Source organism: Streptomyces scabichelini, from assembly GCF_011045015.1.
In the GTDB taxonomy this organism is placed as follows: Bacteria; Actinomycetota; Actinomycetes; order Streptomycetales; family Streptomycetaceae; genus Streptomyces; species Streptomyces scabichelini.
The window spans coordinates 14,449-29,992 of record NZ_JAAKZY010000127.1; the positions used below are offsets into that span (position 1 = coordinate 14,449).

13 protein-coding genes are annotated in these 15,544 nt (G+C 70.8%); 4 read left to right on the top strand and 9 right to left on the bottom strand.

Features of this window, described 5'->3' with window-relative positions:
* Positions 1-269 precede the first annotated feature (269 nt).
* On the top strand, positions 270-1,355 hold the full coding sequence (locus G5C60_RS31955) for a hypothetical protein (RefSeq protein WP_165264496.1): 1,086 nt from the start codon (positions 270-272) through the stop codon (positions 1,353-1,355).
* A gap of 89 nt (positions 1,356-1,444) precedes the next feature.
* On the opposite strand, the gene G5C60_RS31960 is transcribed toward G5C60_RS31955, so the two are convergent.
* From G5C60_RS31960 to G5C60_RS31985, 6 genes are all read right to left on the bottom strand, one after another.
* The gene (locus G5C60_RS31960) at positions 1,445-2,194 is read right to left on the bottom strand and encodes an SDR family NAD(P)-dependent oxidoreductase (protein WP_165264497.1); all 750 of its coding nucleotides are present in this window, start codon (positions 2,192-2,194) and stop codon (positions 1,445-1,447) included.
* A gap of 111 nt (positions 2,195-2,305) precedes the next feature.
* Positions 2,306-3,457: a serine hydrolase domain-containing protein gene (locus G5C60_RS31965; protein ID WP_206440251.1), complete on the bottom strand. Its 1,152-nt coding sequence runs from the start codon at positions 3,455-3,457 to the stop codon at positions 2,306-2,308.
* A gap of 110 nt (positions 3,458-3,567) precedes the next feature.
* Positions 3,568-5,325: a TIGR03767 family metallophosphoesterase gene (locus tag G5C60_RS31970; protein ID WP_165264498.1), complete on the bottom strand. Its 1,758-nt coding sequence runs from the start codon at positions 5,323-5,325 to the stop codon at positions 3,568-3,570.
* 233 nt (positions 5,326-5,558) lie between these two features.
* Entirely contained in the window at positions 5,559-6,026 is a 468-nt protein-coding gene (locus G5C60_RS31975) for an NUDIX hydrolase (protein WP_165264499.1), read from the bottom strand.
* Positions 6,027-6,035: 9 nt separating this feature from the next.
* Positions 6,036-6,965 carry a pyridoxamine 5'-phosphate oxidase family protein gene (locus G5C60_RS31980; protein WP_338145991.1) on the bottom strand — a complete coding sequence of 310 codons (930 nt, stop codon included), beginning with the start codon at positions 6,963-6,965 and terminating at the stop codon, positions 6,036-6,038.
* 12 nt (positions 6,966-6,977) lie between these two features.
* Positions 6,978-7,433, bottom strand: coding sequence for a VOC family protein (locus tag G5C60_RS31985; RefSeq protein WP_165264500.1), 456 nt, complete (start codon positions 7,431-7,433; stop codon positions 6,978-6,980).
* 129 nt (positions 7,434-7,562) lie between these two features.
* Here G5C60_RS31985 and G5C60_RS31990 point away from each other — a divergent pair, with 129 nt between their 5' ends.
* Together G5C60_RS31990 and G5C60_RS31995 are read left to right on the top strand one after the other, a co-directional pair.
* A complete protein-coding gene (locus tag G5C60_RS31990) occupies positions 7,563-8,105 on the top strand; it encodes a CGNR zinc finger domain-containing protein (RefSeq protein WP_165264501.1) in 543 nt (180 codons plus the stop codon).
* A 238-nt stretch (positions 8,106-8,343) separates the two neighbouring features.
* A complete protein-coding gene (locus G5C60_RS31995; protein ID WP_165264502.1) occupies positions 8,344-11,652 on the top strand; it encodes a S8 family serine peptidase in 3,309 nt (1,102 codons plus the stop codon).
* 68 nt (positions 11,653-11,720) lie between these two features.
* Here G5C60_RS31995 and G5C60_RS32000 read toward each other — a convergent pair whose 3' ends face one another.
* Positions 11,721-12,533 (bottom strand): MlaD family protein, encoded by an 813-nt coding sequence (locus G5C60_RS32000; protein ID WP_165264503.1) that lies wholly within the window; start codon positions 12,531-12,533, stop codon positions 11,721-11,723.
* A 1-nt stretch (position 12,534) separates the two neighbouring features.
* Positions 12,535-13,089 (bottom strand): sigma-70 family RNA polymerase sigma factor, encoded by a 555-nt coding sequence (locus tag G5C60_RS32005; RefSeq protein ID WP_338145992.1) that lies wholly within the window; start codon positions 13,087-13,089, stop codon positions 12,535-12,537.
* Positions 13,090-13,284: 195 nt separating this feature from the next.
* Between G5C60_RS32005 and G5C60_RS32010 the strand changes: the two genes are divergently transcribed.
* Positions 13,285-14,298 (top strand): aspartate-semialdehyde dehydrogenase, encoded by a 1,014-nt coding sequence (locus G5C60_RS32010; RefSeq protein WP_165264505.1) that lies wholly within the window; start codon positions 13,285-13,287, stop codon positions 14,296-14,298.
* A gap of 67 nt (positions 14,299-14,365) precedes the next feature.
* On the opposite strand, the gene G5C60_RS32015 is transcribed toward G5C60_RS32010, so the two are convergent.
* Positions 14,366-15,544: MFS transporter (locus G5C60_RS32015; protein ID WP_241267224.1), on the bottom strand; the 1,179-nt coding region annotated here is incomplete at its 5' end.

Below are 15,544 nucleotides of genomic sequence, written 5' to 3' on the forward strand. Positions count from 1 at the left end.
GTATTGCGACTGCGGGTTGAGTGTGGCTGGTCGCGCAGTTCCCCGCGCCCCTAAAGGGGCGCGCCTCACTGGGCCCCAGCGTGATCTGGCGCCGTCAACAACAGTTGCCGGGCATAACCGTTACGGAATGCAGGTAATCGGCGCCGTAACCCGTACGGACCAGGGGTTTCGGCTGTCGAACGCTTGACCTTTAGGGCGAGCTTGTCCGGCTTTGTCGACGGGAATGTAACAGCGGTTAGGGGGCCGAGCGGGTGCGGGAGATTCGGGGCATGAACCACAACACCCCGCTCTCCCCCCGCCCCCTCCGTCACCTGTCCGACGTCCAGCGGCGCGTGCTGACCATCGCGCAGTTGCGGTCGCACGGCGTGACCACCGCCGAGATCAATGAGCAGTGCCGGCCCGGTGGGGCCTGGCAGCAGATCCTGCCGGGCGTCTGCCTGCTGCACCCCGGCCCACCCACCAGCGAGGAACGGCTGCACGCGGTCCTGATGTACGCGGCCCGCTCACCGCTCCGGGAACAGGGCCTCCGCGGACAGGAGATCCCGGCCCAGCCGACCCAGGCCACGCCCGCCGCCCAGGAACCGAACCCCCCGCAGCGATACCCCGACGCGATGATCACCGGCCTCGCCGCCCTCACCCTGTACGGCTTCTCGTCCGCGCCCCCGCTGCTGTCCCTGGACCGCATCGACGTCCTCGTACCACGCCTGCGCCGTCTGCGCTCGACGGGCTGCGCACGCGTGGTCCGCACCCCCGCGCTGCCGACGCCCGAGCAGGTCACCGGGCTCCCGGTGGCCCCGGTCCCCCGTGCCCTGGCCGACGCGGTCGCCGGTCTCTCGGACGCGGGCTCCGTACGCCGCCTGCTCACCGAGGCCGTACGCGGCGGTCACTGCGAACCTGCCTCCGTCGTACGGGAGTTGACGCAGGCCCGGCTGCTGAGCCGACCGCACGTCGTGGACGCCGTCGACTCCCTGCTCGCCGAGGGGCGGGCCATCGCCGAGGACCACCTGTACCGCATGGTCCGCGAACACGGTCTGCCCGACCCGGTCTGGAACGTCGACCTGCGCCTGCCCGGCGGCCCCCACCTCGGCGGCCTCGACGCCTACTGGCCCGAGCAGGCCGTGGCCCTCGAACTGGACACCCGCGCCCCCCGCCAAGGCCATCAGGACGACGACTCCCAGTGGTCGGAGTACGCCCGCAAGCGCGAACACCTGGAACGGCTCGGCATCACCGTCGTCCACGTCACCCCGCGGAAGCTGCGCGACGCGATGGAGCAGCAGGCCGCCGTCGTACGCACCGCCCTCATGGCCGCGTGCGACAGCGATCCTGCGGCGTACGTCGTGGTGCTGCCCCGGTAGCGAAGGACCGGGACAGCAGGAGGGGAGAGGAGGGGGCCGCCGGACAACTGGCGGCCCCCTCCTCGTACGCACAGACGACGCCAGCCGGCTCAGTCCACGATGGCTCCGCAGGAGATGTTCACGTCCGTCGCGGTCAGTGTGCGGGCTCGGTCGGAGGCGATGAAGGCGGCCACGTCGCCCACGTCCGCGAGGGTCGCGCTGCGGCCGAGCTGGGTCTCCTTGGCCAGGCTGTCGGTGATCGCCTCCTTGCCCGGGAACCCGTCGGGGATGGACTCCGGTACGCCGCCCGACTTGAGGGTGACCACGCGGATGCCGTGCGGGCCCAGTTCGATGGCCCACTGGCGGCGCAGCCCCTCGAGTGCGTCCAGGGCGGCCTTGAAACCGCCGAGGCCGGGCAGCGTCTGCGGTCCGCCGCCGCCGAAGGCCAGGATCACCCCTGAGCCGCGGGCGGTCATGTGCCGGGCCGCCGCGCGGGTCGTCAGGAACTGCGAGCGCATCGCGTTCGTGATGGGCTGCAGGAAGTCCGCCACCGCGATCTCCCTCAGCGGCTGCTGGACATCCCCGAGGCCGATGGCGTTGAACGAGACGTCGATGCGGCCGGCCCGCGCGGCGGCGTCGTCGACGAAGGCGTCCACCGCCGCCTCGTCCAGCGCGTCGACCACGGCTGTCTCCGCCGAGCCGCCCGCGCCGCGGATGTCCCCGGCGACCGCCTCCAGCGGTGCCGCGGTACGCCCGGCGAGGAAGACCCGCGCCCCCTCGCGAGCGAAGGCGCGGGCCGCCGCCCCGCCGATGGAACCGCCGGCCCCGTACACCACGGCGACTTTCTCCTCGAGCAACATGATCGAACTCCGTCCTGATCGGCTACCGACTCTCCGGCCGGAGCCCTCGGCCCCGGCCCTCACCCGGTACGTCGGAGCCGGCCGCCGGTTCTCGACACCCCCGCGGACGCGCTACCCGCCGCAGTACTCCGCCTCGATCACCGCGGCCGAGTCCCCCGTCCAGTCGCCGTTGAAGTTGAAGGCGAGGGAGTGGCGGCCGTCCGCCGTCGTGACCGCATCCGTGAGCGAACCCATGGTTTGGCCGCCGTGGCCCCAGACCGTGACGCCGCAGCTCAGCTTGCGTTCGATGAGGCCGAGGCCGTAGCCGGCACCGGGGACCTCGTCGACCTTGACGGTCGTCTTCATCGCGGTGAGCTGGGCCTTGGGCAGCAGCTTGCCGCGCAGCAGGGCCGAGTAGAAACGGTTCAGGTCGCCGGAGTCGGAGATCATGTCGCCCGAGCCGCCGGAGAGCGTGGGATTGAGTTCCGTGACGTCATACGTCGGGCCGGTCGTGGACTCGGCGAACTTCGAGTACGCCCGGCTGCTGGGCTGCGGCACCTTCGGGTACGTACCGGGCACGGAGGTGGCGTGCAGGCCCAGCGGTTCGATGATGCGGTGGCGTATCTCGTCTCCGTACGAGTTGCCGGTGGCGCTCTCGATCACCATCGCCGCCAGGGAGTAGTTGGTGTTCGAGTAGTTCCAGGACGCGCCGGGCGCGGACTGCGGCTTGTGGGCCATGGCGTACTTCACGAGTTGCCCGAGGGTCGCCGTGTCGTAGCGGTTCTTGAAGAAGCCGTCCTTGGTGCCGTACTTCCGGCCGAACTCCTCGGCCGCCAGGTAGTCGAAGATGCCGCTCGTGTGGTTGAGGAGCTGGCGGAGGGTGATGCGCCTGCCGTCGTGACCGTTCCCGCGGACGACGCCGGGCAGCCACTTGTCGACCTTGTCGTCGAGCGAGAGTCTCCCCTTCGCCTCCAGCTGCAGCAGCACCGTGGACACGAAGGTCTTGGTGAGGCTGCCGACGCGATACCGGTCGTGCGCGGAACGCGCCTGCCCCGTCCTGAGGTTCCCGACGCCCGAAGTGGCCTTCCAGACCCCGTACTTGTCCTTCACCTGTGCGGCAACACCGGGAACCCCGTCCTGCACGGCGGCGTCCATCGCTGCCTGGGTCGCACTGTGGTCTCTGGTGGCCGGGGTGGGGGCGGCCACGGCGGATGCGGTGAGCGACGCCGCGGTGAGCGCGACAGCCCCCACCAGTCCGATACGCAGCGTGCGAGATGCGGTCATGTGTCGGTACGTCCCTTCCGTCGAAGGTGGTCGACGGAAGGGACACCGTGACGGGGCGGAAGGTTGCCCTCCCTTGTGCCTCTTGGGCACTTTTGAGCCCTGCCGAGGAACTAGCCCTTTTTCAGGACGAGTTCCGTGTTCCGGTCCCCCGGATCGCCCGAGAGGGTCGAGCGGGAGCCGGGGGCGTTGAAGGACAGTTCGCGGTAGAGGGCGGCCAGGCCCGTCTGGGAGAGGTCGGTGAAGTCCGTGCGGTGGGGGGCCGCGGATTCGATGAGGGTGGTGAAGAGGGAGATCGTGCCGTCGTGGTTGTCCACCACCTCGATGACACGGGCGAGTTGGGGGAAGTCGACGTGGGAGGCCGTGGAGATCTCCCAGAGGGAGCGGTTGTCGGGGGCCGCGTGCGGGGTGATGTTGTTCTTGTGGCTGTGGCCGTTCACCCAGGCCAGGGTGGAGCGGTAGCTGCCGAGGAGGGCGAGTACCTCGTCGCCGCCGTGGCGGCGCTCGCCGGGGTGGTTCGGGTCCTCGCGGAGGTTGCGCATCGTCTTGCTGGTGTGGTGACTGAAGACGATGACGTGTTCCTTGTTCTTCTCGGCCGTCTGCAACGTGCGCTCCAGCCAGCGCAGTTGGGTCGTGCCGAGCGAGCCCTCGTAGTGGCCGCCGGGGTCGGTGCTGTCGAGGCTGACGCCGAGCAGGTCGTCCGCGATGCGGAAGGTGTAGTACTGGGTCTTCGCGGCGAGGTTCGCCTGTGAGTAGCCGTGTCCGATGGGGCCGGGTCCCGTGTGCGCCGGGTCGAGGTGCGCCTGAAGGTACTCGGCGGAGGTGAAGGGGACACGCCCCTCGTCCGGGGTGACCGAACGCATCTTCCGCGCCTGCGACTTGAGCATGTCCTTGAGGAGCGTGCCCTTGGGGTCGCCGCCCTTCCTGAGGTTCTTCCAGACGGTGGCGCCCACCGTCTCGTCCAGCGTCATCAGCTTTTTGCCGCCGACGGCCAGCTCGGTGAGGTAGGGGTCGCCGGGCGCGAAGCAGCCGCCGGGCAGGGAATCGTGGTTGCCCACCGTGGAGTACCAGGGCAGGTTGAGGCCGGGGCTCTGCAGCTCGCGGATGGCGGCGGCGAGGAAGCCCTCGATCTGCGGGAAGCCGACCTGCTTGTCGCCGTCGCGGACGTCCGCGTCGGGCTGCCAATACAGCTTGCTGCCGCTGTTCTGAACACCCTCGTAGGACTTCGGGTCACCGGAGTTGGGGGTGATACGGCCGCCGCTCATCACCTTAAGGAACCAGTCCAGCTCCGTCTTGGCGTTGTTGTCGGTGTTGTCGCCGGTGGTCATCACGAAGTGCAGCGGGGAGCCGGTGACGGGGGCTCCCCGCAGCGCGTTGACCCGCTCGACGAGCGAGACCGCGCCGGCCACCGAGAGCGACTCCTGTGGACGCCAGGCGTTGGCGGCCTGGGAGCGCAGATACTCGTACCGCAGCGGGTGCTGCACGTCGACCACGTGCAGGTCGGTGAACTGCACGAACGCGGCGAGTGCGGTACGGCGCTCGCCGCGGCCCGCCTTGGCCGCGGCCAGGTCACCGCGGACGACGCGCTGCCAGGCGGGGCCGTCGCCGAGTCTGCGGAAGCCGGAGCCGTTCAGGGGCGCCGCGACCGACCCGAGGGTGGTGCCGCGCGTGTACGGCGCGAGCGGGGCGGGAGGCGCCTGGCGGGACATGGCGATGGCCGCCTGCTCCTCTTCGGCGGCGGAGGCGGTGGCCTCGCCGCCGCCCGGCCGGAGCGCGAAGCCGATTCCCGCGGAGAGCGACACCGCCCCGGTTGCGGCCAGGAAGGCGCGGCGGTCACGAACAGTGGTGGCGACAGAGCGTAGGCGCGACATGGCGCGGTCTCCCCGAGTCCAAACGCATCAGCAGTGGTCGCGGACGGTTCACCGAGGCGAACTGCCCGCTCACAATGGATCGTTGACACCGGGAATGACCTGCGCGTTAACTGAGCGGCAACGGGCAGCGCCGATCACCGTACGTGGATCTTGGGCTACCCTCCGCGTCCACCGACCCCTCGTCGAACCGAGGGGAGTCGGTCACTCCACGTTCACTTTCCTGGGTACGGAACCTATTTCTCGGGAATCGGCAGACCGTCCACCCGCCCGGCCGCCGGCCGCTCCCGCCACAGCGCGAGCCCCACGTCGACGAGCCCGACCCGCTTCAGATCGGGCACCTCATCGAGGGGATGCCAGGCCGCCATGTCGGTGGAGCCGCCGGTCTCGTGCCGGAGTTCGCCTCCGGCGACGCGGGCCTCGTACACGATCCGCAGTCCGTGGAAGTCGGCCGTCGTGCCGAGCCGGCGCGGATACTCGCGCCGGATGGAGTCGACGCCGAGCAGCGCGACGAGCTCGACCTCGTACCCGGTCTCCTCCTCGACCTCCCGGATCACGGTGTCGTACGGGTCCTCACCGTGATCCATCCCGCCGCCGGGCAGCGTCCACCGCTTGCTACCGTCCCCCGCCACCCAGCGCGCGAGCAGCATCCGCCCGTCCCGCACGCATACGGCGTAGGCCGCCACCCTCAACTCCTTGTGCATGCACCGACGTTACGGCAGCGGAGGGTTGGCCGGTGAGTACTCGGGCGCCGACCAGCGCAGTGGGCTCGCTCCGGGCGTTTCGACGACTTCGGTGACGGTGAAGCGGACCGTCCGCTCCCCGTCAGGGGCCTCGTCCGGGGCGAACTCGGTGCGGGCCGTGCCGGTGAGCTGGAGCGTGGTGCCGGTGGTCCAGTCGAGGAAGAGCAGTCCGGCACGCGGGTCGGCCATGAGGTTGCCGAGCGTGAGGAACATGGAGTTGCCGGAGTAGTCCGGCCAGCTCAGTTCGTACGGCGAATCGGTCCGTACGAAGCCGGGGTTGCCGCCGCGATGGCTGGCGTCGGCGCCCTGGTCGTGGACGGTGGCGAGGAAGAAGGTGTCGGCTGTTTCGATGAACGTCCGCTGCTCGTCGGTGAGTTGAGCACCGCTCCGGACGGCGTCCGAGGAGGGCCGGCGCTCCACTTCCTCGTAACGCTCCCTCTTCTGCAGGTACTTGGGGCAGTTGGAGAACACCTGGTCGGCCTCGACCGCGAATCCGCGCGGCGTCGGGCGCGCCCGTCCATTGAGGCGCATACGGCGACGAGTGCGCGGGTCGAGCGCGATGGTGCCGACCGGGATGCCGGCCGGGGCGCCGGCCGTGAGCGTGTCCGCGAGGGGGTCGCCCTCGCGGAGAGCGCCCGCGACCGAGATCTGCCGGGGTCCCGTGGCCCTGACGAAGCCGGGGGTTCCGGTGAGCAGCGAGGCCCATACATGGCCGACCCCGTCGGCCGCGCCGAGCACCAGCATCGGCTGAAGCTCCAGGAAAGCGGCGGCCACCGGCCTGATGCCCTGGCCGACGGACCGGCCGACATGATCGGCGGACTCACGCACGCCGAGGCGGTCCTGCACGGCGCGCGAGCCGGAGTGGTAGGGGTCGTACACAGACAGGTCGTACGCAGCCACGGAACCCACTCCCTAGAAGAAACCGCAGGTCGGAGCGGCCCCGGAGGGTGCCGGAGCCTCCTCGGCGCCGCTCGGCGCGTAGATCTCCAGGCGGGTGCCGTCCGGGTCGTGGAAGAAGATGCCGCCCGAGGCCGCGCCCTCACCGTGGGCGACGACACCGTCGTGCGCGAAGTCGACGCCGTACGCGCGCAGCGCCCTCTCGTACTCCCGGACCTGCTCGACCGTGTCGGCCTCGACGGCGAGGTGGTGAAGACCGGCGCGACCGCTGTCGTACGCGCCCTTGGCCTGTTCCCACAGTGTCAGCGTCGGGCGGCCGTCCTCGCCGAAGAGCACGAACCGGCGGCCCTCCTCCTTCCCCTCGGCGAGTACGCCGAAGCCGAGGACGTCCCGGTAGAAGGCGAGCGAGCGGTCGAGGTCCGTGACATTGAGGCCTATGTGGCCGGTACGCAGCGTGCTGGTTGCCGACATGGCACACCCCTTCGTCGACGGCTGCCCGCCCCCTGCGGGCTAACCTGTGTAATGGAGATTAGCGGTTAGGTGCGCGCGATGCAACCGGTCAAGTACTCTTTGCCGGTTAGTAGTGAATGGAGCTCCGAGATGTCCGCCCTCCGCGATCCGCGTCCGCTCACCGGCGAGCCGCTCTCTCTCGACCTGCTCAACACGCGCTGGATGTACGAGGGCGCAGCGCAGGACCTGCTCGTGGACACCGACGGGCTCGCCGTGTGGCTGGCCGCGAACGGGCTCGACCGCTTCGCCGCCGACGAGGCGACGCTGCGCCATGTACTGCGGGCCCGGGACGCCCTGCGGGCGGTCGCCGACGGCCCGCTGGACGCGGAGAGTGCCGGGCGGGTCGACTCCGTCCTCGCGCACGGCCGGATCCGGGCGACGCTCACTGCCGAAGGGCCGGGCGAGCGTGCGGAGTTCGGGGACGAGTCCTGGGGGCCCGCGTGGCTCGCGGCGCGCAACTACATGGAGTTGCTGAGTACGGCTCCCGACCGCATCCGTGCCTGTGCGCACGAGGCGTGCGTCCTGCACTTCTTCGATACCTCGCGGAACGGGACGCGGCGGTGGTGTTCGATGGCGGTTTGCGGCAACCGGGCGAAGGCGTCCCGCCATTACGCGCGTTCACTCCGTGGGTAGGGCAGTACGAAAGCTGCGGGCCGGTGGGGGCTGGTCGCGCAGTTCCCCGCGCCCCTAAAGGGGCGGACACGTCCCCCTATGACGCGCTATCAGCCCCATGGCGTATGGCGGGATTACGCCAGCTTTCCAGCGCGTACCTGTCAACTCTCCCCAAACAGGTGTCCCTTGCGTAAAGCTGAGCGGTCATCCGGGTTCACATACCGGACTCACGCTCGTCCTTTACCTACAAGGGATGCCGATGACCCCCGACAGTCAGCGCGCTCCGATCAGAGGCGCGAGACACGTGGCCAGAATTGCCGTGGCCGCGGGCCTTGTGGCCGCACTCTCCGCGGCCGGGCCGATACCCATGGCCTTCTCCGCAGACGAACCCGCCGCGACCACCGACGCGGCCGTCAAGTCCGCCGACGACAAGCTCGGTTCGGCCGACGCCGATCTTCTCGCCGAGGCCAAGGCCGACGGCGAGAAGAACGTCACGATGATGATCGCCACCGCTCCCGGACAGACCGAGAAGGTCGCCGGCCAACTGGACGCGGTGAAGGGCGGCTCCGTGGGCCGCACCTACGACAAACTCGGCTACGTCCGCGCCACCGTCCCGACCGCCAGGGCCGAGGCCGCCGTCGACGCCGCCGCGAAGCTCTCCTCCGTGCACGGCATCGACCTGCGCCACGAGATCGCCCTCGACGACCCGACGCCGGGCGCCGACCGGGCCGAGGGTGCCGAGACCCAGGCCACGGCGAAGAGTTACCCGGCGCCGGACAAGAACACCCCGGCGAAGAACCCGTACAACCCGTCCTTCGAGACGGGCGCCGTCGACTTCGTGAAGAAGAATCCGAAGGCGGACGGCCGCGGCGTCACCATCGGCGTCCTCGACACCGGTGTCGACCTCGGCCACCCGGCGCTGCAGAAGACCACCACCGGCGAGCGCAAGATCGTCGACTGGGTGACCGCGACCGACCCGATCGTGGACGGCGACGGAACCTGGCGCGCGATGATCAACCCAGTCTCCGGCCCCACCTTCACCTGGGACGGCGAGACCTGGACGGCCCCTGCGGGCGAGTACAAGGTCAACCGCTTCCGCGAGTCCGCCACCGCCGGCGGCGACGCGAACGGCGACGTCAACCGCGACGGCGACAAGACGGACAGCTGGGGCGTGCTGTACGACGCCGCCGCCGGGACCGCACGCGTCGACCTGAACGACAACAACGACTTCTCCGACGACGCCGTCATGAAGCCGTACAAGGACGGTTTCCAGATCGGCTACTTCGGCACCGACGACCCGGCGACCGCCGTCGTCGAGCGCCAGCCGTTCGTCGTGGAGATCCGCAAGGACGTCCCGATGGACCCGCTGGGCGGCGACTGGGTCGGCAAGAAGTCCGACTTCGTCAACATCGGCATCATCGAGTCCGAGCACGGCACGCACGTCGCGGGCATCACCGCCGCCAACAAGCTGTTCGGCGGCAAGATGAACGGCGCGGCCCCTGGCGCCAAGATCGTCTCCTCGCGCGCCTGCATCTTCGGCGCAGGATGCACGAACGTCGCGCTCACCGAGGGCATGATCGACCTCGTGACGAAGCGCGGCGTCGACATCGTCAACATGTCGATCGGCGGCCTGCCCGCGCTCAACGACGGCAACAACGCGCGCTCCGAGCTCTACACGCGCCTCATCGACACCTACGGCGTCCAGCTGGTGATCTCCGCGGGCAACTCGGGCCCCGGCGCCAACACCATCGGCGACCCCGGCCTCGCCGACAAGGTCGTCTCGGTCGGCGCGTCCATATCCAAGGAGACGTGGGCGTCCAACTACGGGTCCCTGGTCGAGAAGAAGTACGCGATGCTGCCCTTCTCCTCACGCGGCCCGCGTGAGGACGGCGGCTTCACGCCCACCCTCTCCGCGCCCGGCGCGTCGATCAACACCACGCAGACCTGGATCCCCGGCGCCCCGGTCGCCGAGGCGGGCTATGCGCTGCCGCCCGGCTACGCCATGCTCCAGGGCACGTCGATGGCGTCGCCGCAGGCTGCGGGCGCGTCCGCGCTGCTGCTGTCCGCCGCGAAGCAGAAGGGCGTCGACCTCACCCCGGCGAAGCTGCGCACCGCGCTGACCTCCACCGCCGACCACATCAGCGGCACGCAGGCGTACGCCGAGGGCGTGGGCGTGATCGACATCGTCGACGCGTGGAAGTCCATCCAGAAGGGCGCCACCGCCCACGCGTACACGGTCAAGGCCCCGGTCGACACCGCGATCGACTTCGCGCTGGAGACCCCGGGCTTCGGCACCGGCCTCTACGACCGCGAGAGCGGCCTCAAGGCCGGCCAGAAGAAGACGTACGACATCACGATCACCCGTACGTCAGGGCCCGACCGCGCGCTGCGGCACGAGCTTGACCTGGAGAACAACAGCGGCGACACGTTCCGCATCGTCGGCTCCGACGAGGTGTCGCTGCCGCTGAACAAGCCGGTCACGGTGCAGGTCTCCGCGAAGCCGTCCTCTGCCGGGATCAAGAGCGCGATCCTCGAGGTCGACGACCCGCGCACCGAGGGCATCGACCACCAGGTCATGTCGACGGTCGTGGTCTCGGCCCCGCTGAAGTACTCCTTCTCCGCGTCGGGTTCGGTGCAGCGCAACAGCACCACGTCGTACTTCGTGACCGTCCCCGAGGGCGCCAAGACCCTCGAGGTCCGGATGAGCGGGCTGAAGGACAAGAGCCAGACCCGCTTCATCGCCATCCACCCGTACGGCGTTCCGGTCGACCCGACGGCGACGGTCAACTGCTACCCGAACTACGCCAACCCGGACAACACCTGCCGCCCCGACCTGCGCTCGTACGCCGATCCGCAGCCGGGCGTCTGGGAGATCGAGGTCGAGTCGCGCCGTACGTCGCCGCTGCTCGACAACCCGTACAAGCTGAACGTCTCCGCCTTGGGCGCGACCTTCGACCCGGAGCTCGTGACCATCCCCGAGGCCAAGGTCGGCACCCCGACCGACGTCTCCTGGAAGGTGACGAATAACCTCGACCCGGTCGAGGGCAAGCTGGCGGGCGGCCCGCTCGGCTCCTCGAAGACCGACCGGCCGACCATCACCGAGGGTGCCCCGCAGACCAGCACGGTCGAGGTGCCCGAGGGCGCCGAGTCGCTGGACGTGACCATCGGCAACGTGTCGGCCGCCAACGCCGATCTCGACCTGTACGTGTACGACGCGGAGGGCAACGAGGTCGGCAGCTCCGCCGACGGCGACTCGGAGGAGTCGGTCTCGGTCGCCTCACCCGACGCCGGGACGTACACCGTCCAGGTCCTGGGCTACTCGGTGCCGGGCGGCTCGACGGCGTACGACTACCGCGACGTGTACTTCGCGGCCTCACTCGGCACGATCGAGGCCGACGACACGCAGGTGTCGCTCGGTACGGGCGACTCGGCGACGTTCTCCGGCTCGGTCGTCGCGGCGGCCGCGGCGCCCGAGGGACGGGAGTTCTTCGGCCAGGTGCGGCTCGTGAACGCGCGCGGTACGGCCGCGGGTGTGGGCAGCGTGCTGATCGAGAAGGTCACGCCGTAGCTCTTCGGTACGAATTCTGGGCGGGCGTCCGGTGTGCGACACCGGGCGCCCGCCCTTCGTCGTCGCGGTCAGCCCCCGCTCTGCTGTTGCGGGCCCGTGCACTTCAGCCCCCGTGCTCCGGGCAGCGCCTTCAGGATGTCCTTGCGGGCGTCGCCGACACCTGGGCCGGTCTCCCAGTCCTGCCGGTCCTGCGGGTACACCGGCACCCGCACCAGGGTGTAGGTGCCGACCTTCAGATCCTCGCGCGCGCCGGCGAGCAGCGTGACGGTCATGGTCGGGTGCTCCGTGACGGACCGCTCGGGCCGGTAGTAGCGCTTCACGTCCAGAACGACGCGTACGTTCCCGTCGTCGCCCGGTGTGATGCTCCGCACGGTGCCTTCGACGAGGACCTTCGAGCACGCGATGTGCATCCCGGGCGAGTAGCCCTCCTTGGCATCGCTCTGCGCCTGCGCGGCCGAGTCATCGCTCCCCCCGGCGTCGTCGCTCCCACTGTTGGCACCGAGCCACACGAGTCCGCCGAGCATCGCCGTCCCCGCGGCCAGCACGAGGGCACCCAGCGCCACGCCCGCGTAGCGCCGGGCCCGGCGCGGCCTCGACGGCTTGAGCGGCTTCGGCGGCTTGGAGGCCTTGAGTGGCTTCGGCGGCCTCGACGCCTTGAGTGGCGCGGGTGCCGGTGAAGCGGACCGCTCGGGCTGCTCGCTCTCCGTGGCCAGCGTGTCGCCCATGATCCGCAACTGCTCGCGCAGCGCCGCCACGTCCGCCGCCGCCGACCGGTGCTCCGCCATGAACTCCGGGTCGTCCAGGGCCTCTTGGGGCAGAGGTTCGTCGGTGATCGCGGCCAGCAGCGCGTCGGCTCGCGCATTGCCCTCATGGTCAGCCACGTCACACCACCTCGTCCTCGTGCAGGCGGGCGCGCAGCGCGCGGACCGCCGTGTGCAGCCTGCTCTTGACCGTGCCCTCCGGGATGCCCAGCTCCTCGGCGATCCCGCGGACCGGCAGGTCGGCGTAGAAGCGCAGGACGAGGATCTGCCGCTGGGCGTCCGGCAGCTCGTCCAGGCCCTGGGCCACGGCGAGCGAGAGCACCTTCGTGTCGTCACCCGAGGCGTCCACGGGCTCCAGCTGGCGCAGCGAGGCGAGGCGTTCCCCGACCCGCTCCTGACGGCGCCTGGCCCGGTGCCAGTCCATCGCCAGGTTCGACGCGACGACCGCCGCCCACGCGGACACGTCGCGCGGCGCCTCCGCCCCGCTCGCGGCCCGCTCCAGAAGCCGCAGCCGGACCTGCTGTACCCCGTCCGGCAGGTCCGCCTGCGGCACCCCGCCGAGCGCGAGCACCGCACGCACCCGGCGTTCCTGGGCCGCGTCCAGCGGGTCGTCGACCGGACCGGCCGGCTCGACGCCCCCCTGAACGCGGCGGGCTTTTCTGCGCAGCACAGCCACCCCTCCCCTCGCCCTGCCTCTACGACGCCGGTGCGGGCCAAAACGTTCGACCGAGACGGACGTCACATTGTGCGGGGGCACACCGTCCCACTCCTCGGGCAGGAGGACAAAGGATTGGACAGCCGGGCCGGGGTCGGCCGCATGATGGAACGCTGCCAGTGATGCACAGGTAAAGCGGGTAAAGGGAGAGTCGCCGTGAAGGTAGGAATCGTCGGAGCCACCGGTCAGGTCGGCACGGTCATGCGCAGGATCCTCGTGGAGCGGGACTTCCCGGTCGACGAGCTGCGCCTTTTCGCCTCGGCCCGCTCGGCCGGGACGGTCGTCGACGGTGTGACGGTGGAAGACGCTTCCACGGCGGACTACTCCGGCCTGGACATCGTGCTCTTCTCCGCGGGCGGCGCGACCTCCAGGGCGCTGGCCGAGAAGGTCGCCGCGCAGGGCCCGGTCGTGATCGACAACTCCTCGGCCTGGCGCAAGGACCCGGACGTACCCCTGGTGGTGTCCGAGGTGAACCCGCACGCGATCGTGAACCGGCCCAAGGGGATCATCGCGAACCCGAACTGCACGACGATGGCCGCGATGCCGGTACTGATGCCGCTGCACGAGGAGGCGGGCCTCGAGGCGCTGGTCGTCGCGACGTACCAGGCGGTGTCCGGCTCGGGCCTCGCGGGCGTCGCCGAGCTGCACGGCCAGGCGCAGAAGGTGGTCGCCGACGCGGACAAGCTGACCCACGACGGTTCGGCGGTCGACTTCCCCGAGCCGCAGGTCTACAAGCGCCCCATCGCCTTCAACGTCCTCCCCCTCGCGGGCAACATCGTCGACGACGGCCTGAACGAGACGGACGAGGAGCAGAAGCTCCGCAACGAGTCCCGCAAGATCCTCGAGATCCCTGGGCTGAAGGTCTCCGGCACCTGCGTCCGGGTCCCCGTCTTCTCCGGCCACTCCCTCCAGGTCAACGCCCGCTTCGCGCGCCCGCTGAGCGTGGAGCGCGCGACGGAGCTGCTGGCAGGCGCCCCGGGCGTCGCCCTCTCCGACATCCCGACCCCCCTCCAGGCCGCCGGCCAGGACCCGTCCTTCGTAGGCCGCATCCGCACCGACGAGACGGTGGAGAACGGCCTGGCCCTGTTCGTCTCCAACGACAACCTCCGCAAGGGCGCTGCCCTGAACGCGGTGCAGATCGCGGAGCTGGTGGCAGCCGAGCTGAGCTGAAGCCGATCGGGCATCGAACTGAAGCCGAGCGGGCGTTGAGCCCGTCGCTCGCCCGCGAAGGGGGCGGTCACCGTGCGGTGGCCGCCCCCTTCGCACGCTCCGCGTACCGGACGACCGGCAGCGCGAGGAACGCGAGCGCCAGGAAGGCCAGTCCCCCGGCGAGCCACAGCACACCGGACAGCCCCTGCCCGTCCGTGACCCGGCCGCCGACGAAGGCGCCCAGCGCTATCGCCGCGTTGAACACTCCGGCGAACAGCGCCGACGCCACCTCACGGGCCCCCGGTGCGGCGGCCATCAGCCAGTTCTGGGCGGAGACCGAGACACCGCCGTACGCCAGGCCCCAGACCGCGAGCAGCGCCGCCGACGCGGCGAGCGATCCACCGGCGGGCACCAGCAGCAGGACCACGCTGCCGAGCGCGACGCAGATCACGGACAGGGCCCGGCGGGGGTCGCGGGCCGCGAGCGCACCGCCCGCGAAGTTACCCGCGACACCCGCGAGGCCGTAACCGAGGAGCAGTCCGCTCACCAGGCCCGCGCCGGTGCCGGGCACGCGCTCCAGGACCGGCCGGACATAGGTGTACGCGGCGAAGTGCCCGGTCACCAGGGCCAGCACGACCAGCAGTCCGTACCGCACGCGGGGCGCACGCAGCAGCCGCGGGAACTCACCGAGCCGGACCGTCCGTTCGGCGGGCAACGGGGGCAGGGCAACGGCCAGGACTCCCGCCACGGCCAGGGCGAACACCGCCATCGCCGCGAACGCCCAGCGCCAGCCCGCGAACCCGTCCAGGAACGTGCCCGCCGGGACGCCGAGCACCGAGGCCACCGCGATCCCGCTGAAGATCACCGCGGTGGCGCGGCCCACGGACCCGGGCGGCACGAGGCGCCCGGCCAGGCCCGCCGCGACGGCCCAGACCCCGCCGATGCACACGCCGACCAGGACGCGGGCGGCGAGCAGCACGCCGAAGGCGGGAGCGAGCGCGGAGAGCAGGTTGGCCCCGGCGAGCAGGAGCAGCAGCACGCACAGCACCGTCCGCCGGTCCGCGCGCCGCACGGCGACGGGCAACAGCAGCGCGCCGAGCGCCGCGACCAGCCCGGGCAGGGTGACGGCGAGGCCAGCGGTGCCGGCGGAGACGTCGAGGCCCGAGCCGAGCGAGGTGAGGAGGCCGACCGGCAGCATCTCGGTGGTGACGACCGAGAAGGTGGCGGCGGCGACGGCGAGTACGGCGGCGCGGGGGCGGGCGGGGCC

Coding starts and splice junctions, on each gene's coding strand:
- G5C60_RS31955 (WP_165264496.1), top strand. CDS start 270: ATGAACCACAACACCCCGCTCTCCCCCCGCCCCCTCCGTCACCTGTCC.
- G5C60_RS31960 (WP_165264497.1), bottom strand. CDS start 2,194: ATGTTGCTCGAGGAGAAAGTCGCCGTGGTGTACGGGGCCGGCGGTTCC.
- G5C60_RS31965 (WP_206440251.1), bottom strand. CDS start 3,457: ATGACCGCATCTCGCACGCTGCGTATCGGACTGGTGGGGGCTGTCGCG.
- G5C60_RS31970 (WP_165264498.1), bottom strand. CDS start 5,325: ATGTCGCGCCTACGCTCTGTCGCCACCACTGTTCGTGACCGCCGCGCC.
- G5C60_RS31975 (WP_165264499.1), bottom strand. CDS start 6,026: ATGCACAAGGAGTTGAGGGTGGCGGCCTACGCCGTATGCGTGCGGGAC.
- G5C60_RS31985 (WP_165264500.1), bottom strand. CDS start 7,433: ATGTCGGCAACCAGCACGCTGCGTACCGGCCACATAGGCCTCAATGTC.
- G5C60_RS31990 (WP_165264501.1), top strand. CDS start 7,563: ATGTCCGCCCTCCGCGATCCGCGTCCGCTCACCGGCGAGCCGCTCTCT.
- G5C60_RS31995 (WP_165264502.1), top strand. CDS start 8,344: ATGACCCCCGACAGTCAGCGCGCTCCGATCAGAGGCGCGAGACACGTG.